Source organism: Neobacillus sp. NPDC097160 (genome assembly GCF_044762155.1).
In the GTDB taxonomy this organism is placed as follows: domain Bacteria; phylum Bacillota; class Bacilli; order Bacillales; family Cytobacillaceae; genus Neobacillus.
The window spans coordinates 63,785-87,091 of sequence record NZ_JBIWDU010000005.1 but is presented as its reverse complement, the minus strand read 5'-3'; the positions used below and the strand labels follow the sequence as shown (position 1 = coordinate 87,091).

At 37.9% G+C, this 23,307-nt stretch carries 22 protein-coding genes and 1 other annotated feature; of the genes, 6 read left to right on the top strand and 16 right to left on the bottom strand.

Features of this window, described 5'->3' with window-relative positions; translation table 11 throughout:
• Positions 1–50: 50 nt before the first annotated feature.
• The 4 genes from ACIQXV_RS08730 to ACIQXV_RS08715 form a co-directional block, all read right to left on the bottom strand.
• The gene (locus tag ACIQXV_RS08730) at positions 51–1,022 is read right to left on the bottom strand and encodes a metal ABC transporter substrate-binding protein (RefSeq protein ID WP_402958260.1); all 972 of its coding nucleotides are present in this window, start codon (positions 1,020–1,022) and stop codon (positions 51–53) included.
• A 112-nt stretch (positions 1,023–1,134) separates the two neighbouring features.
• Entirely contained in the window at positions 1,135–1,284 is a 150-nt protein-coding gene (gene rpmG / locus ACIQXV_RS08725; protein ID WP_168243703.1) for a 50S ribosomal protein L33, read from the bottom strand.
• Between the two features lie 17 nt (positions 1,285–1,301).
• Positions 1,302–2,498 (bottom strand): GTP-binding protein, encoded by a 1,197-nt coding sequence (locus ACIQXV_RS08720; protein WP_402957899.1) that lies wholly within the window; start codon positions 2,496–2,498, stop codon positions 1,302–1,304.
• Between the two features lie 259 nt (positions 2,499–2,757).
• The gene (locus ACIQXV_RS08715; RefSeq protein ID WP_402957897.1) at positions 2,758–3,144 is read right to left on the bottom strand and encodes an SET domain-containing protein; all 387 of its coding nucleotides are present in this window, start codon (positions 3,142–3,144) and stop codon (positions 2,758–2,760) included.
• A 160-nt stretch (positions 3,145–3,304) separates the two neighbouring features.
• Between ACIQXV_RS08715 and ACIQXV_RS08710 the strand changes: the two genes are divergently transcribed.
• From ACIQXV_RS08710 to ACIQXV_RS08695, 4 genes are all read left to right on the top strand, one after another.
• Positions 3,305–3,709: a hypothetical protein gene (locus tag ACIQXV_RS08710; RefSeq protein WP_402957895.1), complete on the top strand. Its 405-nt coding sequence runs from the start codon at positions 3,305–3,307 to the stop codon at positions 3,707–3,709.
• Positions 3,710–3,821: 112 nt separating this feature from the next.
• Positions 3,822–3,923: a YjcZ family sporulation protein gene (locus ACIQXV_RS08705; protein WP_402957893.1), complete on the top strand. Its 102-nt coding sequence runs from the start codon at positions 3,822–3,824 to the stop codon at positions 3,921–3,923.
• A gap of 28 nt (positions 3,924–3,951) precedes the next feature.
• Positions 3,952–4,113, top strand: a complete 162-nt coding sequence (locus tag ACIQXV_RS08700; protein ID WP_402957891.1) for a YjcZ family sporulation protein — start codon at positions 3,952–3,954, stop codon at positions 4,111–4,113.
• Between the two features lie 158 nt (positions 4,114–4,271).
• On the top strand, positions 4,272–4,700 hold the full coding sequence (locus tag ACIQXV_RS08695; protein WP_402957889.1) for a VOC family protein: 429 nt from the start codon (positions 4,272–4,274) through the stop codon (positions 4,698–4,700).
• A 54-nt stretch (positions 4,701–4,754) separates the two neighbouring features.
• On the opposite strand, the gene ACIQXV_RS08690 is transcribed toward ACIQXV_RS08695, so the two are convergent.
• Both ACIQXV_RS08690 and ACIQXV_RS08685 read right to left on the bottom strand, forming a co-directional pair.
• Positions 4,755–5,270 carry a YbaK/EbsC family protein gene (locus ACIQXV_RS08690; protein WP_402958258.1) on the bottom strand — a complete coding sequence of 172 codons (516 nt, stop codon included), beginning with the start codon at positions 5,268–5,270 and terminating at the stop codon, positions 4,755–4,757.
• A gap of 231 nt (positions 5,271–5,501) precedes the next feature.
• A complete protein-coding gene (locus ACIQXV_RS08685) occupies positions 5,502–5,888 on the bottom strand; it encodes a DnaJ family domain-containing protein (protein ID WP_402957887.1) in 387 nt (128 codons plus the stop codon).
• Positions 5,889–6,070: 182 nt separating this feature from the next.
• On the opposite strand from ACIQXV_RS08685, the gene ACIQXV_RS08680 reads away from it, so the two are divergent.
• Positions 6,071–6,988, top strand: coding sequence for a DMT family transporter (locus ACIQXV_RS08680; protein WP_402957885.1), 918 nt, complete (start codon positions 6,071–6,073; stop codon positions 6,986–6,988).
• A 53-nt stretch (positions 6,989–7,041) separates the two neighbouring features.
• Here ACIQXV_RS08680 and ACIQXV_RS08675 read toward each other — a convergent pair whose 3' ends face one another.
• A complete protein-coding gene (locus tag ACIQXV_RS08675) occupies positions 7,042–7,761 on the bottom strand; it encodes a YebC/PmpR family DNA-binding transcriptional regulator (RefSeq protein WP_402957883.1) in 720 nt (239 codons plus the stop codon).
• A 299-nt stretch (positions 7,762–8,060) separates the two neighbouring features.
• Positions 8,061–9,326, bottom strand: coding sequence for a threonine ammonia-lyase IlvA (gene ilvA, locus ACIQXV_RS08670; RefSeq protein ID WP_402957881.1), 1,266 nt, complete (start codon positions 9,324–9,326; stop codon positions 8,061–8,063).
• A 97-nt stretch (positions 9,327–9,423) separates the two neighbouring features.
• Positions 9,424–9,675: a binding site (T-box leader), on the bottom strand.
• Between the two features lie 245 nt (positions 9,676–9,920).
• On the opposite strand from ilvA, the gene ACIQXV_RS08665 reads away from it, so the two are divergent.
• A complete protein-coding gene (locus ACIQXV_RS08665) occupies positions 9,921–10,433 on the top strand; it encodes a gamma carbonic anhydrase family protein (RefSeq protein WP_402957879.1) in 513 nt (170 codons plus the stop codon).
• A 61-nt stretch (positions 10,434–10,494) separates the two neighbouring features.
• Here ACIQXV_RS08665 and ACIQXV_RS08660 read toward each other — a convergent pair whose 3' ends face one another.
• The 8 genes from ACIQXV_RS08660 to ACIQXV_RS08625 all read right to left on the bottom strand — a co-directional run bounded on the left by ACIQXV_RS08660 (position 10,495) and on the right by ACIQXV_RS08625 (position 23,157).
• Positions 10,495–11,022, bottom strand: a complete 528-nt coding sequence (locus ACIQXV_RS08660) for a GNAT family N-acetyltransferase (protein ID WP_402957877.1) — start codon at positions 11,020–11,022, stop codon at positions 10,495–10,497.
• 80 nt (positions 11,023–11,102) lie between these two features.
• Complete coding sequence (locus ACIQXV_RS08655; RefSeq protein ID WP_402957875.1) at positions 11,103–12,290, bottom strand: amidohydrolase; 1,188 nt, start codon at positions 12,288–12,290, stop codon at positions 11,103–11,105.
• 72 nt (positions 12,291–12,362) lie between these two features.
• On the bottom strand, positions 12,363–13,790 hold the full coding sequence (locus tag ACIQXV_RS08650; RefSeq protein WP_402957873.1) for an MFS transporter: 1,428 nt from the start codon (positions 13,788–13,790) through the stop codon (positions 12,363–12,365).
• A gap of 330 nt (positions 13,791–14,120) precedes the next feature.
• Positions 14,121–16,472 carry a helix-turn-helix domain-containing protein gene (locus ACIQXV_RS08645; RefSeq protein ID WP_402957871.1) on the bottom strand — a complete coding sequence of 784 codons (2,352 nt, stop codon included), beginning with the start codon at positions 16,470–16,472 and terminating at the stop codon, positions 14,121–14,123.
• Positions 16,473–16,524: 52 nt separating this feature from the next.
• Entirely contained in the window at positions 16,525–18,441 is a 1,917-nt protein-coding gene (locus tag ACIQXV_RS08640; RefSeq protein WP_402958256.1) for an FUSC family protein, read from the bottom strand.
• A 149-nt stretch (positions 18,442–18,590) separates the two neighbouring features.
• Positions 18,591–19,922 (bottom strand): MDR family MFS transporter, encoded by a 1,332-nt coding sequence (locus tag ACIQXV_RS08635; protein ID WP_402957869.1) that lies wholly within the window; start codon positions 19,920–19,922, stop codon positions 18,591–18,593.
• A gap of 212 nt (positions 19,923–20,134) precedes the next feature.
• Positions 20,135–21,814, bottom strand: a complete 1,680-nt coding sequence (locus ACIQXV_RS08630; protein ID WP_402957867.1) for a SpoIID/LytB domain-containing protein — start codon at positions 21,812–21,814, stop codon at positions 20,135–20,137.
• Between the two features lie 101 nt (positions 21,815–21,915).
• Positions 21,916–23,157 (bottom strand): ATP-binding protein, encoded by a 1,242-nt coding sequence (locus tag ACIQXV_RS08625; protein WP_402957865.1) that lies wholly within the window; start codon positions 23,155–23,157, stop codon positions 21,916–21,918.
• Positions 23,158–23,307 lie beyond the last annotated feature (150 nt).

The following is a 23,307-nucleotide window of genomic DNA, read 5'->3' as shown; positions in this document are numbered from 1 at the left end:
GTACGGACGCTTTTTCGATGCGTACACTTTTTCGTCAACATGATTTCCTCTTATTGTGAGAGAGTTCCCACAAGGGACTTTAAGTTAATTTTCATAACCTCAATGTAATTCAATCCCTTATCCTGATCCTCTTTGCTTAACCCTTCAAGCGTATGAAGAACCTTTGTTTTTGCCCCTATTTCGCTTGCAAGTGTTTGCGCAACTTTTGGGGAAGCCAACTCTTCAAAATAAATGGTGTGAAGATTATGGTCTTGGGCAAATGTTTTAAGCTCCGCTAATCTTGCCGCACTTGGTTCCTCTTCCGGTGATAGCCCGGCAATCGGGACTTGCTTTAGACCGTATTCTTTAGTCAAATATCCAAAAGCTGCATGTTGGGTAATAATTTCTTTTCCCATATATTCTTTCAGGCTATCACGATAGCTTTGATCGAGTCCTTTAAGTTGTTGGAGGTATTCCTGACTATTTTTCTCATAAACTTCTTTATTTTTTGGATCCTTTTTTTCAAGTGCTGCTGTAATCGTTTCAACTTCTTTTTGTGCCAGCGCTGGGCTCAGCCACACATGAGGGTCCATGGGGTATTCATGACCATGACCATGATCATGATCTTTTTCGTCTGTCGCACTCACATGTTCGTCTTCAGCAGTCCCTTTCATTAAAGCAATTCCCTCACTGGCATCAATAAATAATGGTTTTTTATTTTTGCCGAGTGATTCCTCTACCGTTGGTACCCAAGTTTCAAAATAGGGGCTATTGTAAACGAGAAGATCAGCACTCTGAATATTAGCCATATCCTTGGGTGTTGGTTCCCATGCATGTGGCTCTGAATTTGTAGGAATTAATAGATCCACAGTTGCTTGATCACCTGCAATTCTTTTCGTAAATTCGTACATTGGATAAAAAGTGGTCACGACATGAATCTTCTTATCTCCATCAGCATTCCCTTTTTCATTTGCTGTTTCTTTTGAACTGCATCCAGAAATGAAAGTCAAACAAGCAACTGTTACAAGGCAAGTTTTTATCATTGTCGTTAGTTTATTTTTTTTCAAGTTTCTCTCTCCCTCATTCATTCGATATAAAACGAAATCTTTACGATTTAAATTTTATAAAAAAACACTTAACTTCTGATTAATCCCGTTACTTTGTTTCTCTATGTAAAGTGTGTCGCTTTAACCGTGGGCAATACTTTTTCAATTCGAGGCGTTCAGGGTGTGTTCGCTTATTTTTGGTTGTTATATAATTTCGATCTCCCGTTTCTGTGCAAGCTAAAGTTATATTGACTCTCATGTTTTACCCTCCAAAAATTAATTTATGGCTGCTTCTGTAAACATAGGCAGCGGATCTTGAAACTTAGACCAGTCCTGTACTAATTCCTCATTTGTCAATAGACATTGATCAAGCGAGTGCACTATTCCTTTTTGATTCATATCTATTCCAATCAAAACAAGTTCAGTTATTCGATCTCCATAAGCATCATCCCAGCGTGTAAGCAGTTCCGGTTCATCCTTCAATATTTGCTCCTGCTCTTCCTTTGGATAGGAAGCAATCCATTCCCCAGCTCCTTGGATGGTGATCGATGGACCCGCTTGAGAAAGAAGTGCCGCCATGTTATTCCGCGATGCCAGCCAAACAAACCCCTTAGCCCGGACCACCTCTACCGGCCAGTTTTCTAACCAAGTCATCAGACGTTCAGGGTGAAATGGCTTTTTCCTTCTGTAGACAAACGAAGAAATACCATATTCCTCTGTCTCCGGAATGTGCTCTTCATTCAATTCTTTTATCCAGCCTGCTCCTTGACTTGCTTTTTCAAAATCAAACAAATTTGTATCCAAAACCTCATGTAATGGGATAGTTGCATGGTCTGTTTCAAAAATACGGGCATCTGGATTTAACTTTTGCATAACAACCTTTAATTCTCGGACATCCTCTTTTTTCACTAGATCGGTTTTATTTAACAGGATGACATTCGCAAACTCGATTTGATCAATCAGTAAATCGACAACTTCCCTTGTATCTTGTTGATCGGTAGCCTGTTTTCGATCCATCAAGCTTTCTCCTGATGTAAAGTCATTCCAAAAACGATTGGCATCGACAACAGTGACCATCGTATCCAATCGACACAATTTTGACAAATCAATCCCTAAATTTTCATCCACGTATGTAAAAGTTTGAGCAACTGGAACTGGTTCACTGATCCCAGTTGATTCAATGACGATATAATCAATATCACCTTTTGAAGCCAGTTTTTCCACTTCAATAATCAAATCTTCCCTTAGTGTGCAGCAAATGCAGCCATTCTGCAGTTCTACCAGTTTTTCATCCGTTCGAGAAAAACCTCCTTGTTTCACAAGCATGGCATCAATATTTACTTCACTCATATCATTTACGATTACCGCAACCTTTTTATCCTCACGGTTTTCCAAAATATGATTGAGCAGCGTGGTTTTACCTGACCCAAGATATCCACTTAGGACTGTAACGGGGATATTCTTTCTTCTCAACTTTACATCTCTCCTTGTTTGTTTTTTAGCAAATTGGAATTACACTAATTCATATGGTTGTTAAATCGAAATAATTACGATTTACATCGTAAAAATATTTAACTGCATACTAAACTTTCTGTAATTCACCTATTTATAATAAATCGTAACGATTACTATTTGCAAGTTTTTTTTAAAATTAATTCATTAACAGTATCACTTCTCCATAAAAAAAGGATAGATAAAGCAGGAAAACTGCCTCCATCTATCCTTTTATTATTTACTCATTACCATCTTTATGAAACCAAAGTGGCTCATTGTCATCCTCATCGCCATTATAATTGATGAGGATTTCTTCTCCTGCTCTTATATCCTTATAAGCATAGAAGTCAAACGTGTGATTTGGAAAATTTATTTCATAAGTGGCATTGGGCTCATACGAATGGTTAAACAACATACCATATCCTAAAACAAATGCGGTGTGGTTGATCCCATATTCAAACGCATAATCAGCAAGTAATGTTTTTTCAATGTGAACATGCTCCTCATTTGGATATGGAATAACGGGTGCCTCATGAATCAGCTCCCCTTTAGCAATATCACGAGTTGCAAATACTCCTCTATTTAAATCCCCATCACTAAGCTTCGAAGTTTTTACCTCAATCATATTAATCACCTATAAAGTTCTTTCCAATGAAGTTTTTAATCATACTTAAGCTTGCCATTATATTAGAAAGAAAGCAAATGTTTTTTATTACAGATCAATTGGTTATATTTTCTGTTACACATCATAAAATGGAATATACGTTCGTAAGGAGGCGAGGATTTTGTTAAAAAACAATGATTCCTTGATAACAGGTGAAATGTTGGTCAGGTATTACGAGCTAAATAAACAGAAAAAAGAAGTTGAATTGGAAATGAATCAATTAAAGGATGTTTTTCAAACCTATTTTAATAATTTAATTGGTTCCCATCATAAAGGGGAAATTACAATTAGCGGCTATAAGCTGCAAAGGCAAATTCGAAAAACGGAAAAATATAATGAGGAAGAAACCATTAGAAGATTAGAAGAATTACAAATGAATGATCTCATTCAGGTCATTAAAAAGCCAGATGATGGGAAAATAAAAGCAGCTCTTAATCTAGGCTTGTTAACTGCCAACAACTTAGAGGGCTGCATTGTCACAAACTACTCCCCTGCCATTTTAGTGAAGCCCATAACACCGAGATAAGAAAAACCAAGCCCCTTTATCGTGTATTAAATAATACAGTTTTAAAAAGCCCTTCCGCATTTGGGATTTATTCATATGATAAATGGAATAGATGTAAGGGAGGGTTACCTTAATGGATGGTGTTGGAGCCGGTGGAGGATTTGCTTTAATTGTTGTATTGTTTATCCTTCTAATTATTATAGGAGCGTCTTTTATAGGCGGAGCTTGTTATTAAATAAAAAATTTTGAAAGGGGTATTACCTATGTATGGATACGGTGGATTTGGTGGCGGATTTGGCGGAGGCTGCGGCTGCGGCGGCGGCGGCTATGGTTACGGTGGAGGCTGCGGATTTGGCGGAGGTTTTGCTTTAATCGTTGTATTGTTTATCCTGTTAATCATCATTGGAGCAACTTGCTTTTATTAAATAAAAGGCCTTCATGGTTTTAAATAATGGAAAAAGCCCTTTTTTAAGGGCTTTTATATTTCCACCATACGGTGGATTTTTTCTTGTTGTATTTTCTTTTAAAGAATAAAATGGTACAATTACCAACGATTACATATTAAAACAAAGGAGCAATGTACATGTCTGTTGATGTTTATATGAATTTTAATGGAAACTGCCGCGAAGCAGTCGAGTTCTATGCACAAGTTTTTGGAACAGAAAAACCAAAAATTATGTCTTTTGGTGATTCCCCACAAAATCCAGATTACCCACTTCCTGAGGAAGCAAAAAATATGGTTATGCATGCACGTCTTGACATTGATGGAAGCAATGTTATGTTTTCTGATGTATTTCCAGGCATGCCTTTTATTGAAGGAAACAATATTACACTTTCAATCGTCAATGAAAACAAGGATCAAATTATCTCTTATTATGATAAATTAAAAGAAGGCGGTACTGTTGTGATGGAACTGCAAGAAACCTTCTGGAGCAAATGCTATGGTCAGGTGAAAGATAAATTTGGGATACTATGGCAATTAAATTATGACAACGGAGAAATGGCGATGTAATAAAAAAGGATGTAGAATCTTTCATTTAAGAAAAGGTTCTTCATCCTTTTTTATTTAAACTTCGAGTTGCTGACTAACTATTGACAGACCCTGGTCCTCTTCCCATCCCTTGCACACATTCACCCACTCAATGGCTGAAGAATATTGAAATAATTCATCCTTCGTTAACTGGATTGCAGAGTTCGTGCTGCCGCAAGCAGGAAAAAGCGTCTCAAAACGTTGCATGGAAACATCAAGGTAAACCTCAAGATCATTTTTCAAACCAAATGGGCAAACCCCGCCGATGGCATGACCCGTTTGCTCTAGCACTTCATCAGATGAAAGCATCCGAGGTTTAAAACCAAATCTCTGCCGAAACTTCTTGTTATCAACCTTGGCATCACCAGCAGCAACAATCAGTATGGCGATTTCCTCTGAACCCCTGAAGGATAATGTTTTTGCTATTCGCGCAGGTAGAACTCCAATTGTTTCTGCAGCTTGGTCAACAGTAGCACTTGATGTTTCAAATTCCATGACATCAACTTCACGATTCCATTGTTTGAAATGGGCTTTTACACTTTCTATTGACACCATAACCATCCTTTCCATATGTATTACATTGTATAATAACATACGTTAAAGGGATAAACCGAAAAGAAGACTTGAATTGTTCCTTAATTACACATTTTATCCAGAATAAATGTGTTATCCATCTCTAACAAAGACAAATCATGTTGCTATCAATAAGTTATATGATTGCTAGCAACAAACTACTAACCTCTAGCTTTTGAAAAAACAAAATTCCAAGGTGAAATCAACTTCTTATTCCCAATTTTTAATTTGGTTTTCAATATTGGTGAAACCAACCCTGCCTTTTTGCATCATTGGCGGGCAAGTTGTATTATACTTTTGAATTTTCTTGTTAATTTCGTCAATCATCCCTTTTACCTCAGATTCCTGTCGATCGGCTGCCTTTATTTTCATCACTTTTGCTATCGCTTCCCTTATTTCCTTTTGCAATGCAACAAATGGCGGCAGATACCCCGCCTCTTTAGCCGTCTTGGTAAAATTGGCGTAAATATCACCGGAGAATAGATGTGAAGGCAATGGTTTTCCGAAACCAGGATGATTTTTCATTTCCTCATCTAAATTGTAATCCCCCGACTTTTGATTTATTGATTGATCATGTCCCTCTTTTTTAAATGACATATTTTTTACACTCCCTTTAGAACGTACTTTTATTTTCATAATTCTCTATTTCCAGTTCATATTCCTCCAAATCAAGTGGCTTGTATTTTTTTATTATTATAAAATCAACAATCTAAAAATGTTATAATATTTGTTATATTCATAGAATTAGATTTTGGAATGCATCGATTGGAGGGGAATACATGAATATGCAAGGTGCCGTAATGCCCTACCCAAGGGCAAAAGGAATTATTTTAGTTATAATAGCTGCAACCATTTGGGGAGTATCCGGAACAGTTGCCCAATACTTGTTTCATCAACAAGGCTTTAGCACGAACTGGCTTGTGGTGACCCGGTTGATTTTTTCGGGAATTGGTTTATTACTATTTTCTCAAATTGGTGGAAAACAAAATATCTGGAGCGTATGGAAAAATAAACAGGATGTCGTCAAACTCATTATCTTTGGAATCATTGGCATGTTTTGTGTTCAATATACGTATTTTGCCGCGATTGAGCATGGGAATGCCGCAACGGCAACAGTCTTACAGTACCTTGCACCAGTAATCATTGCATGTTATTTATGTTTTCGGGCCAAGTCTCTGCCAGCAAAACAAGAAGTAATGGTCATAGTCTTTGCCCTTTTTGGGACGTTTCTTCTTGTGACGAAAGGAAGTATCCATTCACTTTCCATTTCGGGTCCGGCTTTTTTCTGGGGCATTCTGTCGGCTTTTGCCCTCGCTTTTTACACACTCTATCCTGGAGGTTTATTGTCTAAATGGGGCTCACTATTAACAGTTGGCTGGGGAATGACAATTGGCGGGATTGGTTTTAGTTTGATCCATCCTCCATGGAAGTTTCAAGGACAATGGAACCTGACATCTTTTTTGGCCGTTGTCTTTGTCGTCATTTTTGGAACGTTAATTGCCTTCTTTTGCTATATGGAAAGCTTAAAATACATCCGAGCATCCGAAGCAAGTCTGCTCGCTTGCGTGGAACCATTATCAGCTGCCTTTTTGGCTATTGCCTGGCTTCATGTTTCCTTTGGTGCAGCGGAGTGGATTGGTACTTTTTCGATTATCGCTACCATTTTTATCTTATCGGCTGTGAAACGAAAATCATAAAAAAGAGGATGTCTTTATAAGGTTCAGACCCTTTCAGACATCCTCTTCGTTTCTTATTCTCCTAAATCCACGTTGTGGTACACTTGCTGCACATCTTCTAATTCTTCTAATACATCAATCATTTTTTCGAATTTTGCAAGTCCATCTTCTGGAAGCGTGATTTCGTTTTGTGCAAGCATCGTTAATTCGGCAACGGTAAAGTCAGTGATGCCCGCTTGCTTGAATGCTTCCTGCACGGCATGGAATTGGTCAGGCTCTGCATAAACAATTACTGAATCTTCTTCTTCAATAATGTCTCGCACATCCACATCGGCTTCCATTAATAATTCAAGCACTTCATCTGCTGATTTTCCTTCGATACCGATAACAGCGGTAGCATCAAACATATAAGCAACAGATCCACTAACTCCCATATTCCCGCCATTTTTACCGAAAGCAGCACGAACATCGGATGCCGTGCGGTTCACGTTATTGGTTAATGCATCAACGATGACCATGGACCCGTTTGGTCCAAAGCCTTCATAACGAAGCTCGGTATAGCTTTCCTCTGAACCGCCTTTTGCTTTTTCAATCGCACGGTCAATGATATGTCTTGGTACATTGTATGTCTTTGCCCGCTCAAGGACAAATTTTAACGCCTGATTTGATTCTGGATTTGGTTCACCCTGCCTTGCAGCAACATAAATTTCAACGCCAAATTTCGCATAAATACGACTCGTATTTGCATCCTTTGAGGCTTTCTTTTCCTTAATATTGTTCCACTTACGTCCCATTATGAACACTCTCTTTCCGGTTTGAATCTGCACAAAATTATTATAATAGAAAAGGTGATTCTTCAATACTTTTTCAACATAACAATTTGGAGTTCATGGAGATTATATTAACTGACAAACAGCACATTTAAAAATGGCTGCTTTCATACACAGATAATATTATACATTAATTGTTTTTGATTTGTTAAGTACCATATAGTCAAAAACGTGCAAGAATTGAGTAAAATAAATAAAAAATGTAATTGAGCCGCCAAGAAAAAAGCAGAGATAGAATTCTCTGCTTAAAACTTGATTCACTGCTACACAAGCATCTGATACAAGGTACTATCGTTATTCAATTCCCGATAGATAAACCCCTTCGCCTTAATCCGTTCAATTAATGGAAGGTAATCTTCTTTATCCTTCAATTCGATACCGACCACGGCCGGTCCTGTTTCCCGATTATTCTTTTTCGTGTATTCAAAATGACTGATATCGTCATTTGGACCAAGCACATCAAACAAAAATTCACGTAATGCACCTGGACGCTGCGGGAACTGAACAATAAAATAATGTTGCAAACCTTCATAAAGCTTTGATCGCTCTTTTATTTCCTGCATCCGTCCGATATCATTGTTGCCGCCGCTGACGATACAAACTACCGTTTTGCCCTTAATTTCTTCTGCATATGTATCTAAAGCAGCGATGGAAAGGGCTCCTGTCGGCTCAACCACAATGGCATTTTCATTATACAAGGATAGAAGCGTGGTACAAACTTTACCTTCAGGTACAACAATAATATCATCAACCATTTCTTTGCAGATCGTAAAGGTCTTTGAGCCAACTGTTTTTACTGCTGCACCATCCACGAACGGATCAATTTCTTTAAGTGATGTTACTTCCCCATTTAAAATCGATTCCTTCATCCCTGCTGCCCCTTGAGGCTCAACACCGATTAATTGTGTATTTGGTGAATAGTGTCTTAGGTAGGTGCCAACACCCGCAAGTAGGCCGCCTCCGCCAATCGCTGCAAATAGGTAATCAATTTTTTCAGGACAATCATTGAGTAGCTCAACGGCGACTGTTCCTTGACCGGCAATTACGTCGTAATCATCAAAAGGGTGGATAAACGTTCGTTTTTCAGCCTGGCTGCATTCCATTGCCTTTTCAAAGGCATCATCAAAGGTATCGCCAGTTAACACAATTTCTACGCTGTCCTTGCCCCAAAATTTAACTTGGTTCACTTTTTGTTTCGGTGTCGTGCTCGGCATAAAAATCTTGCCATGAATGTTTAAAAGGTGACACGAATAGGCTACCCCTTGCGCATGATTGCCAGCGCTCGCGCAGATAATGCCATTCTGGAGCTCATCCTCATTTAGCTTTTTGATTCGATTATATGCACCGCGGATCTTAAATGAACGGACGCTTTGTAAATCCTCCCGTTTTAAGTAAATATGACAGCCATAACGTTCCGATAATAAGTGATTGTACTGGAGCGGAGTAGGTGAAATTTCATCCTTTATGTTATGGCTGGCAAGAATGATATCCTCTACATTAAACGTTTTTTTGTCGACCTGTTGACTCATTTCTAGTTCCTCCTCTGTATTCCTACGATACATTCAAAATGTTTTCAGTTTAGTAAATTGTAAGCTATAGAAACAACAAAAAACCCGCCCCTAAAGGAATAGGGACGAGTTAGCTCGCGATACCACCCTACTTCCGCAATTTCAAAAAAACAACTGCGGCTCTCGATCAACGTACCATTTTTACGTACGTGTTCCATTGTAACGGCGGACATTCCGGTACAGCTTACTTACACTGTTCAGCTATACATCTCAGAGATGATTTTCAAATAGTCCTGTCATCGACTCCCACCAACCGTCGACTCTCTATGGATCAAGGATCATACCCTACTCTTCTCGTCATCAATTCATATCTAATTTTAGATAAGGGTACCACCGAAAAAATAGTCTGTCAATGTTTTTTGACTATTTTAACTATTTTGTTAATTATTAAGCGCTTTCATTTTGATAGTGCCTGACACCATTGCCACTATTGCTCCTATTGACATTGTTAATTCCTTATTATTAATTTCTTCTTTCCGATTTCATATACAAACAGCAATGGTGATGATGTTATAATTATATTAATATTCCGATAATTAAAGGAGCTGTTTTGTAATGAAAATTCCCTATAACGGTAAGTCCCCTTCGATTCATGAATCTGCCTTTGTCGCGCCGGGTGCGTATTTAATTGGTGATGTCCAGATTGGAAAGGATTCGACTGTTTGGTTTAATGCGGTCCTTCGTGCCGATGATGGCCCGATTATTATCGGAGAAAGATCCAGCATTCAAGATAACTCTACCATTCATTTATATGAAGAATTCCCCGTTGTGATTGAAGATGATGTAACCATCGGTCACAATGTCATTTTACACGGCTGTAAAGTGGGAAAGCGCTCCATCATCGGAATGGGATCCACGCTTCTAGATAACGTTGAAGTTGGCGAGGAATGTATAATTGGAGCGAATACGCTGCTGGCAGGAGGAATTAAGATACCGCCCCGCTCTCTTGTAGTAGGTTCTCCAGGGAAAGTGGTCAGGGAGCTATCTGAAAAAGATTTACAAATGCTGCAAATGTCAAGCGAGCACTACGTACAAAAAGGGAAGGCATTTAGAGATATACTTAAATAGATCACTTATTAATATTACAAACATGATGAGAAATCCACCCAAAAAAGGGTGGATTTCTCATCTAAATTTTCTTTTTTTCGTATTCTACAAGGGTTAATCGATCATTAATTTTATTTTCCTTCGTTTTTTTATATCCAAATTTTTCGTAAAAATGGCGGGTCCGTTTATTATCCTTAGGGGTGTCTAAACTCCATTCCTTCACCTGTGGGAATTTCTTTTCCATTTGTGTCAGGATTTTGCTGCCTAATCCTCTATTTTGAATATCCGGGCTAAGAAAAATGCGAAACAACCGATAATGGGTATCCGTTATTTTCATGATACAGATACCGCCGGCAATGTTTCCATTTAGGAAAATAGTGTAATGAAGGGAATGATTGAGTTTATACTTAAAAAAATCTAATGGTTCGGCTGCTGGACTAGTATCATAATCCTTATACTTTTTCAAATCGGATTGAAATGCCTCTTTTTGGATATTTAACAGTGTCTCAGCTTCGGATATTTTTGTCCTAGCAATTTTTAAATCCATCATCTCACCTCGAAAATACATTTCAATCATTATATGAATCGACAGCGGAAATGAAACAAACAAAAAATCACCAAATTAAGGAAAAAAGTGTCAGGCACCATGTTAAACATGGTGCCTGACACCTAAATTTCCTATTCTATATCCTAATCTAACTCATAATAACCACAAACCACATATCCTACTGCTTTTGCTGCTACGAGAAGTGAATCTTCATCGATATCAAATTTAGGATTATGATTAAAATATGGTTTTTCCACGCCCTTAGGTGTACAACCGATATAGAAGAAGCATGAAGGGAATTTTTCAGCATAATAAGCAAAGTCTTCGGATGGCGGCATAGCTGGCCACTCTTCTACTTTTGTAATATCTTGATCATTTGCAGTCTTTAAGAATTGAGAAACTTTCTCTGTTAATTCTGGGTTGTTATAAAGTGGTGGATAATCATTTTCGTAAGTTAGATCACATGTTACACCAAATTCTTCTTCCAGTCCTTTTACTATACGTTTCATTTCTTTTTCAATGGTTGCTTTTGTTTCAACCGTCATATAACGAATATCGCCTTCAAGCTCTACGCTGTCTTTAATGACATTAAATGTTCCTTTCCCATCAAAAGAACCAATCGTAATTACGCCAATATCAAAAGGACTTAAGCGACGGCTGATAATTGTTTGAACGGCTGTAACAAAATGAGCACCAGCCACAATGGCATCATTCGCTAAATGTGGTGAAGAACCATGGCCGCCTCTCCCTTGAATTTTTAATTTCATATAAGCCCTGCCGTTAAAGGAAAATCCAGCATGATAACCAACCACTCCAGTTTTGTCCATTGGCAGCAGATGGATGCCAAATATATTGTCTAAGTCGTCAAGAATGCCAGATTCGACAATACTTTTTGCCCCGCCTGGCGGAACTTCTTCTGCATGTTGGTGAATAATTTTGATGGTACCAGGAATTTCATCCTTTAATTGAATGAGGCAATCCGCTAAGATTAACAAATAGGCTGTATGTCCATCATGCCCACACCCATGAAAAACGCCTTCATTTTTTGATTTAAATGGTAAATCTGTTTCTTCGACAATTGGGAGCGCATCAAAATCAGCGCGCAAACCAATATTTTTCCCAGGTTTGCCGCCTTTAATGGTTACGATAACTCCGTGTCCATTACCTACATTCGTTTGAACTTCTACGTCCTTACCTTTATAAAAATCAATAATATATTGAGCTGTTTTTTCTTCTTTAAAAGAAAGCTCAGGATTTTCGTGTAGATGTCTGCGAATTTTAATCATTTCATCCTTTCGCGATTCTAACATTTCCATTAATTTACGTTTCATGATCTAACCACCTTTTTATTATTTTTCGAAAGCGCCACTAAATGTGGCGCTTTTTACATTTCCAATTGCTAATTATTCTGTAATAGGACGTTGGCTGTTAGCCTTTGATTTTTTAGGAGCAGTAGATGTTTTACCAGCATCTCCTGGCACCAAAAAGATAATAGATAGTATTGAAATTATTCCAAATATAACATTTACGATAATACCTATTGAAGCGGCTGATTCAAGATTTCCACTTGCTGCAACTGCACCATAAGCAGCTGCAGAAATGGCAACGCCGAATGCACCACCAAGTGAGCTTGCCATTTTATAAACTCCAGCTGCTTCACCGACTTTGTCAGCGGGAGCACTCGATACAGATGTATCTGTTGATGGAGTCGCATAAAATCCAAGTCCGAGACCAAATAGGGCAAATCCAATGAATACAGCAATTGAATAAGGAACGCCTGGTAAGAAGGTTAAACCCATCAATGCCACACCAATTGTCGTAATGACGGAACCCCAGATCATTGGTAATTTCGCGCCTACTTTTTGTAATATTTTCTCTCCGACACGAATCATCGCAAGCACAGCTACTAGATAACCTAGTGATAACATACCTGCTTGAAATGCATTAAATCCACGACCTACTTGTACATACGTATTGGCTACAACTATAGTACCAGCAGTTGCATTTAACAAGAAATTGGAAATAGTCGCACCAGTATATGCCTTATTTTTAAATACAGCAAAGTCAATCAGTACGATCTTTTTATTACTTTCAACTTTTATGAAAACAATTAAACCTATGATTGTGACAACGATAAGAACAATGGAAATCATGCTTGTCCATCCAAGAGTTGCTCCGAAATTAATATATACATTCAAAGCAAGCATGGTGATGATAAAAATGACTAAGCCAGTGTAATCGAATTTAAAAGCACCTTCAGATTTTTGTTTACTTTCTGGTGTAGCTTTCAATAGCAGCATACCAAGAATGGCAACGATGATAGAAATGATGAAAATCCATCTCCATCCCAAAGATGAGGCAATGGCGCCACCTAAAAATGATGCAATCCCTGTTCCTCCCCAAGAACCGATGGACCAGAAACTTAGAGCACGCTGGCGATCTTTCCCTTCGAAATAAGCTTTCATTAATGCAATGGTTGATGGCATAATACATGCACCCGAAAGTCCTGTAATGATACGTCCAATAATGAGCAATACGGATCCGTTAGCTAAAACTAGACAAAGTGAACCAATAATACTTAAAACAAAACCAATATTAGCAATCTTTTTACGCCCAACTTTATCGGCAATTCCACCTGCAGCAACAATAAACATTCCTGAGAACAAGGACGTTAAACTAATGGCAATGTTCACTGTTCCACTTGAAACGCCCAAATCTTTTTGAACAGAAGGAACCACATTTAGCAATGCTTGTGCAAAAAGCCAGAATGTAAGAACACCAAACACAATTCCTGTGATCATCTTATTTGTACCTTTATAACTTGTTTCCATGGTTGAACCCCCAATTTATTTTTTTGCTAACCGTTATCTGTTTTGTAAAGTTATCATTACTACAGCATAGTATTTGATAAAAAAATTGCCTTGATTCGAGAGGAATGAATATCTTCTTGTAGTTCATAACGGTTAACTCATATCTTGTTTATGTCCCTATTATAGAAAAAACAGCTAATGAAACTGAGTCTTTTATTGTTTTGTTTTGTTGTATTCTTGGTCAATTTTTTAAATGACCTTCTTTTACAGCGAAAAAAAGCCGTCGATTTTTGACATTCGCAATGTTATATTCAAAAAAAAACCATTGATTCACATCAATGGCTATCTTGATTACTCAAATGCTTTACGAATATCGAAAAAATGGATGGCGTTTGTGGTCATATAGGAATAAAACACCCATTCATCTTCAATTGACTCATCAAATATTTCTAGTGATGGCTGACTGGAACGGGTAATATAATCAATAATTTCAGCATCCATTCCATGTTTACTACCCAATTTCCACCAATTCGTATACAATGCCCCATTGTCCTTGTCAAAAATGTACTTACGAACCTGATACTCCCCTTGCTGTATACCGGAAATTTTCACGCGAATATCTTTATTTAATTTTTGAAGGAAAACTTCCTCAATCGAATAATACGGATTTACATAATTGCAATTCATGAGAACCAACTGGTAACCTCTATCCGTTTGTGTCATGAGATATTCCTGACCCTTTGCAATGACTTCTCCTTGAAGCTTGTTTGCAATTAACATTGAATAATAGGCAGGCCGCTTTCCATTGAAATAATGAAATAATTCTAACCCTTCAAGACGAATCCTTAGGTTCATTTTATCCTCTTCATGTAATTCTGTATTGATCCAAAACGCTAGAGCACTTATCTCATTTGCTAAATCTAAAGCATTTTTTAATACTAAGGCTCCGCGGAAAAACGTGCCATTTGTGTATCGGGTATTTCCGGATAGTGTATTCCACATTACGAGAAAAAACGGTTTATTAATCTGTTGCTGCTTTAAAAATCCTTTTATCTTGTTTGTTTTTTCCATTATGTAATCCTTTGCTAGTGAAAACCGATCATCGCCCATTTCGTTAAAATCAATCACTTCATTTTGGTTCGCATGGTAGCCAATAAAATCGATCCGGTCCCTTTCTTCTAATTGCCATTCATGCTCTTTTGGAATTTTTTCGTCATGAAAAGAAAATGGCAGATATACACCGACCTGAATCCCCGGTACAAGCTCTTTAAGGAGACGATATAGTTTTAGATAGACCCGGTGTAAGTCCGTAGCCTTCACAGCAGTAAAATATGGTTCATTAAACATGAAATGCCATGTATTCAGATAAATTTCTCCATAAACCTGCAAACAATGTTTTAAAAACTTCGTTAGTTTACTGAAGTACTGTTCTTCGTCAATGGAGATTTCTTTATAATCGATCCGGACAAACAAGGAGAGATTATTTTTTATCATAAAATTTAACGCACCGTCCGTGTTAAAGTATGGTGAGGTGGTGGCAAACCGTTCATCTGTTTCCACAGCAGGTAGGATGGTTGCCCCGCTAAGCAAATGGCGAATACCAATTAAACTTAATCCCAATTCTTCTTTCACCATCAACACTTGCGACCGTACATCCTCTTTTAATAATTCCTTTAATTCACCGATGATCAGAATGTTATCAGGAAGGTTGACCGCCCTCCTTTTATCTTGAATAAGTTCAATCGCTAATTCTTCATAGCGTGTTTCTGTATTGACATACATTTTGTCACTAGCAGTTAAGATCATCCCTAATTTAGTCAACACTTCCGGGGACTTCATCAGTGTTTCTGAATCGTGCAAATGGTAGTTGTGGATGGAATCCACTTGTTGTTTAGGGGTATGAGTTTCTCGATATTCATGCGGCGTTACATTATAAATTTCTTTAAACAGGTTTGTAAACGATTTTGTGTTAGGAAAGCCGTTTTTCATCGCAATTTGCGAAATCGAATCCGTTGTATAAAGCAAATCCTTTACACCGTGTTTCAGCCTAATATTCATCAAAAATCGGCTGAAACCCATTCCCATCTTTTGTTTAAAATAGCGCGATAAATAGCCTGTCGAAAGAAAGCTCTTTTGTGCCATTTCTTCCAAGGTAATCTGTTGTTCATAGTTTCTTTCCATATAGTCAATGATTTGCGTTAACCGCTGATCATCCGTATCGATTTTTTCGAAAGCGGTACCTACCCCACTAAAATTGCGAATAAGGATCAACAGTATTTGACAGATGGTTCCTTGAATTTCAAGCTTGTAGCTTTCATCCCTTCTTAAATAGGTAATCATCATTTCTGCAAGCAATTGCCTGATTTTATCAATCTTTAACTCCCGGCCCATTTCGACTTCTCGTGAAAAGCATTGAAACCGACGCGTGTGGTATTCTGGATAATAGCGGTCGATAAAGGCATCGGTAATCGTTAACAGCAACACACAATTATCTTTCGAGCCATGCGATTGATAAAGCTGATTTCGATTAAGAAGAAGTAATTCATTTTCATCTAAGGAATAAAAGCGACTATTCGTTTCTACTGTTAATTCGCCATTAATAACAAATACAATTTGAATGCCTCTATTTACCTTTGGCGCTAAATATTCAATCCTCTTAAGCTCTAGAAAAAAATCTAATCCATGGTCCTCCAAACCATTCACCTCTGTCCTCACTCCAACTCCCTTAAAGGTCATGGAAACTGTTCTTATTTTACTATTTGTTGAAATGTTTTTCCCCTAAAGCATTTTGCAGGTCTGCTATTTCTTTTTGGATTTTTGAGAATCCCGTTATTTCAGGTATCTTCTTTTTCACTACGGATCGTTTATTCTCTACAGCACTGGCCATTGATTCAAAGACGAATAATACTTGGGCGAGGCTTTCATCTGGAAGGATTGGCCGATCCTTCATTTTTAAACAAGCATCAAGATAAAATCGTAACTGTTCCATTGAAAAGATTGCTGGCCAAAGCTCCCCTAAAGCATTTTTATTGTTTGAGATTTCCCCTAATGCTGTTGTATAGATAATTTTCAAATTATCTAAATTTGTGTGCATTTTGCTTTGTGCCGGGATTTTTTCGAAAGAAAAGCCTTTGCTTTGCTCTGAAAATAACGCCTGTACATATTGCATCTGGCTCCGGATTGTTTTAGCCATTGCATGCGGAAGCCTGCTTGAAGCTGATCTTCTTCCTGTTAAATAGGTACCAATCAACCCAATAAAGCACCCAATTAACACATCTGTCATTCTTGCCGCAGCAAAAATGGACAACTTATGTACGTGTGTCGAGCTTTCTGCTATTAACAAGGCATTGGGAGTGATGAACATCGCAGCAAGTGCGTAATTCCTTACAATATAAAGCTCTGTCAAGGTTGTTAATGAGAAGATGATTAACACAATAAAAATTCCTTGAGGCTTTGCTGAAAGAATAATACTCGCAGCCAGAATTCCAATAATTGTCCCTAAAGTTCTCTGTATAGCGCGATAAAAGGTAGACACAATGGTGGAACCAAGCATCACTGCCGCACAGGATAACGGAATCCAGTAGGATCGGTAAAAATCAAATGAATAGGCAACAATCGCCGCAATCGCAAGGATTGCTCCATACCGAACGGCAGAAAGAAACACAACCGAATTTTTATCAAAAGCCCCGCCAAATACAGTGCGTAATGGACGCTTAAAAATTTTTATTTCTTGATTGATTTTCGAAACGGGCTCATTCAAAATGGCATCGGCATCAAAGATTTTGCGAAACAATTGGTCGATGTCTTCATCCATTTCCACTGGCTGGCGAATATGTATTTGCATGTCCTTTTTATCATCAATAGAATTGACAATGCCCCTGACAGCTGCTACTAATTCAGGCGGCAGCTTTCGACTTTGTTCGGTAAAGCGTTCAATGACGTACAAAAATATATCATTAGCGTGATGATTTAACAAAATTAACCGGTTGTATAAATCCGTACTTCGCCAAGAAATGTAACCAGCCAACAGAATATCATCTGTATTCTTCATCTGCATTACAGACCGGTGCCTAGCTTGATTATAGTTTTTCGTACCAATTGAATCCAAAAAGCAGGCAAGTTCTAAATATACTTTTTTTACAGCCCTCGTTTCTGGTGCATGAGGATTAAATAGCCAACCAACCATTCCAATTACCCATGAAAGCAGTCCGCCCATTAATACAAGGCCTACTCGTAAAGGAGCTAGGGTTGGATCAATCGGCATTCCTGCGGTCATCGAAAAACATAATACAAAAAATACCGCTGCTGGACCTGGAATTTGGAGTGCTCCAAAAATAAATGTTCCGAGTGCGCCAATCACTCCGACCATCAAAGCTGATAAAAGTGTGTACGGGGCCAGAATGGTCCCTATCCCTACTGAGAGGCTTAAGCCAATCATTACCCAAAACAGCTTTTTCGCCCTCTCGGCATAGGGCTCATTAAATACATAGAGAAAAGTAAAGCCCCCAATCCCAGCCTGCATTCCATACGCTAAATTTCCTGTAAGCAACCCAATGAAGGCCGGGATCGCAGCACAAAAACCAGCGCAAATCGCTTTTGTCCATGGAAAAGGATTCTTTTTAATTATTAATGCCTGCTTTACAATCTTGAATATTGGTGCTGTATGATCCATTTTACCCAAATCTCAAACCTCTTTCTTTGAGAATATTAGTTTTTACAATAGTATTCTCAAAGTGCCTCCACATATTGCATGTGGAAACTATATCAAAGCAAAAAGACTGAACAATCGTCCAGTCTTTTCGTTGTTACCTATTAATTTGGCTATGATTTTCCTTCACTCAATGCCCCTGTTTTTGCTGGAATGAGGAAACTCAATGCGACCGTAATAAAGCTTAAACAAAGGGCATAAAGAAACACGTTCTTCATCCCGATGACAATGCTTGTCGCATGATTAATGAGCAAACCCATGATGGTTACACCAATCGATGTCCCAATGTTTCTTAAAAAGATTTGCAGGGATGTTGACATCCCTTTTATATGGGGCTCGGCAAATTCCTGTGAAGCAATCGTTCCCACCGCAAACAATAAACCAAAGGACACACCCTGAACAGTTAAAATCAGAAACAATCCGACATAGGAAATATCTTGAATGAATAAATAGAGTGCTAAGCCTGAAATAGTGGTAATAAAGCTACCGATAATAAACAAGATTTTGTAGCCGAAACGAATAATCCACTTTCCTGCAGGTGTACTGCCAAACATCCAGCCCATCGCAATACTTAATAGAATTAGCCCGCTTTTATAAATACTCATATGGCTGCCTTCTTGTAAAAACAACGGAATGAAATTTGATGTACCGAAGAAGGATAAACAGTAAAATAGCATGAAAAGATTGGTCATGAGAATGCCTTTATTTTTAAAAAGGGAAACTGGAAGAAACGGCTCCTTTACTTTCTTTTCTACCAGTAAAAAAACAATCAACCCGGCTATCCCAAGAATGATGTACCAGATTCCATGACTCACATTGGTAGCTAACAACAAAAGTGTAATCGAAATTCCGAAAAGGAAGAATCCTTTATAATCAATATGCGTCTTTTTAAATACCGTTTTTTCCTGATAGGGAATCAAACAAAGCACTGTAGCAATACCGATGGGGATATTGATGAAGAAAATCCATCTCCATGTCAAGGCTTCAACAAAAAAGGAACCTAATACGGGACCCACGATAGAAGATATGGCCCAAATTGTACTAAAAACCGCTTGGATTTTCCCGCGTTTTTCAATCGTAAACAAATCACCAACGATAATCATCGAGAGAGGAATCATACCACCAGCTCCAAGGCCTTGAATTCCTCTGAACACAATCAGCATCACCATGGAATTCGCTATGCCGCAAAGAATCGAACCGATTGTAAATAGGCCAACCGCAATCATTAACAGCCTTTTCCGGCCATACATATCCGATAATTTCCCATAAAGTGGGACTGTAACAGTACTCGCTAACATGTAGACAACAAAGATCCAAGCAAACAATTCCATTCCGCCCAATTGTTTCACAATGGTTGGACTTGCCGTTTGCATGATATTGGCATCGAGTGCCGAAATGAGGGTCGTAATCACAAGCCCCCAAAATACATATTTATTTTTCCCCATATTTACCTCCTAAGTTATTACCTTGATGAATAATTCCTTTTTTTTACAACTATATTTTCACACTTCTACCATTATAGCAAAATATGTTTTTACTTATTTAATTTTTTTTGGAAAATGGCCCAAAAACATCAAAAAAGGCTGATTATTTTCAGCCTTTTTAAGTATTGCGAGGAAGAGAACTGGAGCTTGTCATCTAGCAACTTATGCAAAAATTATCGAATCCAATACCCGCTTGAATGGAATTGATACCATTTTCCACTGATATATTGCCAATTCGTAACCATCGCACCACTAGCAGATAAATAGTACCACTTGCCTTGATCCAAAATCCAACCGGTCGCCATTGCCCCGGAAGGAGTTAAAAAGTACCATTTAGTTTGATCCTTCAACCAACCAGTTGACATCGCACCACTTGATTTTAGGAAGTACCACTTACCACCTACCTTTTGCCAGCCAGTAAGCATCACACCATTTTGGTCTAAGTAATACCATTGATTAGCATCCTTCAACCAACCAGTTGCTTTTAAACCATTGTTGTAAAAATACCATACTCCATTTGCTTTTACCCAACCCGTTGGTTGAATGGGTGAAATTGTTAATGAATTTGATGGTTCATACATCTTAACAATTGAGATCCCCGGATAATAGAACTTCAGAATTTCTTCGTAATTTTTACCTGCATTGGCCATGTTTTGGGCACCCCATTGACTCATGCCGACCCCATGCCCATCGCCAAAACCTTTCACACTTATCATGTTATTTTCAGTATTCACTTCATTCACTAAACTGCTCAACATTACACGGCCACCAATAATGCTTCGTACTTTTGCAGCACTGACATCAGAAAGCGAAACACGCTGAAGAACTAGTTTACCATCATCGTCAACTAAATCTTTAACAAAAAAGTCCACCGTTATATTCCCTTTGCTAACACGACCGCCAGAACCAACACCATAAAGTGAAAATTCAGGAATGGAAACAATTTTGATGTCTTTATTTGCATAACCGTTGTTGTTTAACCACATTTTAATAGTAGAAGTGATTGTTGGATCTGCTTCTTTCGTTCCGGACCACCAATCAGCAGGCTTCGATATATCTTTAGAGGTTAGATCAACTTGTGTTTTATGAAAAGAAAAACTCCAAACCGTTTTTGGATCATAAGGGTCTTGTTTGATGGATAAATAAGGAACTGCTGCATTTCCCCATGCATTGGCGTTATTCTCCGTTATCCCGCCATTGCTTGCAGAATAAACGGCGTCAATTAATCGCCCATTATACTGAGCAACCTGACCTTTTGTCTCATTCACTGCTTTGGTTGTTTGATCGGTCCAAATATACCCGCCGTATACCTGGTACATAATTGTATCATCAATAACGCCTCGGTTATTATAACCTACGGCATATGTTCTTGCGGCAACAGCCTGTGTTTTTAATGCTTCAATATTCCAGAAAGGATACATTTCAATCGGAACAACGCCTTTTAAATAATCCTCCATATTAACGGAATTAATGGGACGAACATATTGCTTATTTTCTATAGTAAAATCAAAATTCCCAAGATAGGGGCGATTATTGATGGAAATCTGGCCATTTGCTTGAACAGCCTTTATTGAAAATGCATCAAATGAATTCACCAAAATTCCATCTTTATATAATGATAGTTTTTCATTTTCCAATTTTAATAGATAGGCATTTCCTGATATCAAGGTAATATTCTGGTCACTTGTGACATAGTCACCGTTTGGTTTAAGGGTGATTTCTGTTTTGTTTCCTAAAAAATTTATTAACTTTACCTTTACAATGGGCTCTGTTTGCTGAGCATAACCATTATCATAAGGGAGTAAAGATAGCAACAAAGTAAAAACCACGGCAAATAGCATGATTTTTTTCAACTATATGATCCCTCCGAAACTATTAAAAGTAACTACTGCTAGGAATATCATATATTGATAGTCGGAACAGAACAATGGAATATTTTTTCCAAATAATATCCTTAAACATAACTATATTCAACCTTCAATAATGGCTGGGTAATCGCAGGCAAAATAATTTCTACAGAGGTTCCTTCATTGACCATACTTTGAATGTCTAACACGCCATTATGACTCTCAATTATTCTATAGCAGGTCATGAGACCAAGACCTGTTCCTTTTTCTTTTGTTGTATAAAATGGTTCTCCTAGTGTTGAAAGTCGTTCTTTCGGAATACCGATTCCCTGATCGATAATCTTTATCGTAATTTTACCTTCTTCTTTTTCCTTTACCTTAACCTCAATATTTCCACCTTGGGGCATGGCTTCAATGGCGTTTTTTAGAAGATTTAGAAAAACTTGCTTTAACTGATTTTCTTCACAACTGAGTTTCGGTATATTTTGGTCAATATCAACGAAAATCTCAACATTATTCATAATAGACTGTGTCCCAATTAAGGTTACAACATCCTTAATTAAATCCTTCACATCTTGTTCGGAATATACAGCTACGCTCGGTTTGGCAAGAACGAGGAATTCGCCAACAATGGAATTGATCCTTTCAAGCTCCGATAATACTATATCAAAGTATTCGTCTTTTTGTTGATTAGCCTTGAACAGCTGAATGAATCCTTTTATGGAAGTAAGCGGATTTCGAATTTCATGGGCAATTCCCGCTGCCATTTGCCCTAACAGCGCCAGTTTTTCTGACTTTTGCAGCAATTGTGCAGTTTCTTCCTTTCGTTCAGTGGTATCCTTACCAATCGACAGAATCGCTTCTAAACCGCCAAACACGATAAATAAGGAGGAAACTTCATAGAAAAACGATGATCCATCTAAACGTTTTGCTTTATATTCAATTGTACTAACCGGTTTTTTCACTTTCTTTATTTGTTTAAATCGTTCCAGCATTCGACCCTCATACTCCGGTATGATAAAATCGAAAATACTTAGACCGATTACATCATCTTTATTAGAGGCTCCAATCATGCTTGCTGCAGCATGGTTCGCATAAAGAATCTTATGATTCTGTGTGATATAAACCGGCTCAGGCAATGAGTCTATCAATGTCTTATAGCTGCCTTCGCTCTCACGTGCCTTTTTTTCAAAAAATCGTGCCTTGTCATATTGCCAACCGACAACCCAGGCAATAAGGGTAAATAGAAAAAAGTCCAATGTAAAAAAAGCGTGATGGTCCCATATTTTTTGAAAGGTGGTAAATGCTATTGAAATGAACACTAAAATTATCTGAACTGATCTGTTCATAATTTTCCCCGCTTACTAGGTTTAATGGTTATATGTTTATGAATTCGACAAAACCCTTTACTATCCTTCAAAAGCTCGTAAAATTCACTTGCATTCTTCAATGAAAATAATTGATATAAAAAGGAGCATCCACACCACGTGGAAAGCTCC